Genomic DNA, 2,072 nt, shown 5'->3' on the forward strand with positions numbered 1-2,072 from the left:
GTAATACAAGTGCAACGGGGAGTGATATGATCTGACCAGTACTCTTTTGCCTTTTCCCTCAAGCTAAAACGCTGCGTCTGATGGCACTGAGTACTGGTCAGATCATATCACTCCCCGTTGCACTTGTATTACCCAAAATTGGGAGCTTGATGGGTTGTGTTGATAAAGCGATCAGCTTTTAGCTATCAGCTATCAGCTTGGTAGATACCTGATCCGAAGTGGGTGAAAACTTGACAAACGAAAGGTTAATACCTCGCCCCTTGTGCCGAACCTAACAAAGCTAAGTGCCTCAGGGCGAATGCTGATGACTTTGATCTAGCGTTGATCTATATATAGGGATTGAGAGCTGCCAAACAAAATGTCGTTAGTAGTTAGTCAGACCAATGGCATGGCTGAATCAAGGAATTAATATCAGTGGGGTCGGCATTCTGCCTGGAAATTGTAACGGGCAAGATGCCCATTCCACAGATGGGACCCGTGGCGAATTTAATAATTAGATGCGGAAAGCGCACCTAAAAGATGCCCGTTCCACGCCTGATGCCCATTCCAAAAAACTATTAAAATCATTGCATAATTAAGCAATGCCAGACCAATTAACTAACTACTAACCCCTAACCCCTAACCTAAAATCCCCCGGATATGACCGTCGGGATCAGCTGAAATTTAAATCAGGAGTTGCTGATATGTCTACCATGATGTTTAATCCTACAGAGATAATCATTGATACCTGTGTTAAAAACCTAGAGACAGGTTTCCACAGCACTTATGGCAACCTTAAATCAGACTACTGTGAGCTGATTACTTGGGCTACTCACATGGCTCTGGAAAATATTGCTAATAGTGACGCTCTTTATCACAACATTGAACACACCGTCCTAGTCACCCTAGTCGGACAGGAAATCTTGTGGGGTAAGCACATTTGCGAAAGAAGTGTCTCCTGTGAAGACTGGTTACACGTGATTATCTCTTTGTTGTGCCATGACATTGGGTACATCAAAGGCATCTGTCGGAAAGACCAACCAGACCAAGGATTGTATGCCACAGGAATAGACAATGGTATGATTATTCTGCCTACAGGTTCCACTGATGCCAGCCTGACTCCCTACCATGTAGACCGGGGTAAGCAGTTTATTGACGAACACTTTGGTAATCACCTGCTGATTGATACTGAGCAGATTAAGCACAATATTGAATTAACCCGTTTCCCAGTACCTGCTGATCAGGATCATCAAGACACGGTTAACTATCCTGGTTTAGTCAGAGCAGCAGATTTGATTGGTCAGCTGGCTGATCCCCGCTACTTACAAAAAATTAGTGCCTTGTTCTACGAGTTTGAAGAAATCGGGAAAAATCAGATTTTAGGCTATCGTCATCCTGGTGATTTGCGCCGGAACTACCCAAACTTTTACTGGAATGTTGTCTATCCTTATATCAAACCCGCATTGCCCTACCTAGAGCGAAGCCTTTCTGGTAAACAAATCCTGGCTAATCTCTATGCCAATGTCTTTCGAGTAGAACACCAATCCCAGCCTTCAGCACACTTCAGCCATCCCTGTCGCTATAGTCTCGCAACCAGACCCTCTTAAATAGGGATAATACGGTATTTAATGGTATAAAACCGACATTGACAATTCTATAGCACTAGAGTAAGATTAAAGTATAGGATTCAGACAGCAGCAATGCCCAAGAAAGTAGGAGCAACTAAAAAAATATCGACTCAAATCGTCCCAGTAGTGGGTATGACCGTGTCGGTTGAGACAGAGTTGTGGTCTATAATGAAAAAATTGGGTATTGTCAGATCTGAGTCTTACAACAAATTGGGAAGCATTAGCCACTGGGGGCTCGACTGGAAAAAAGCGATTCCGGAAATAAAGAGTTTTAGATCTCCTGACAGTTTAGGATTACCGGCAAAACTGATGGATTGGACCATTAATGATGTGGCGAAAACCATCACAGCGAGCCAGGCGGCCTGTAAAAAGGTGGTTATCAAAAATATTTACAAAAGGTTTCCGGAAAAAGAAAACCAAGATAAATGCAAGGAATATGTCACGCAACTCAAAACCCAGGCTTTT

1 protein-coding gene and 1 pseudogene are annotated in these 2,072 nt (G+C 43.2%); both read left to right on the plus strand.

Going from position 1 to position 2,072, the window contains the following annotated elements; translation table 11 throughout:
* Window positions 1–695 precede the first annotated feature (695 nt).
* Window positions 696–1,586, plus strand: a complete 891-nt coding sequence (locus F6K52_RS35700; RefSeq protein ID WP_293089847.1) for an Npun_R2479 family HD domain-containing metalloprotein — start codon at window positions 696–698, stop codon at window positions 1,584–1,586.
* Between the two features lie 93 nt (window positions 1,587–1,679).
* Window positions 1,680–2,072, plus strand: a pseudogene (locus F6K52_RS35705) (transposase); the annotation flags it as partial.

Origin of the sequence: Moorena sp. SIO3H5, from assembly GCF_010692395.1 — a bacterium.
In the GTDB taxonomy this organism is placed as follows: domain Bacteria; phylum Cyanobacteriota; class Cyanobacteriia; order Cyanobacteriales; family Coleofasciculaceae; genus Moorena.

Excerpts from the sequence above, each read along its gene's own strand:
- F6K52_RS35700 (WP_293089847.1), top strand. The coding sequence starts at position 696 with ATGTTTAATCCTACAGAGATAATCATTGATACCTGTGTTAAAAACCTA.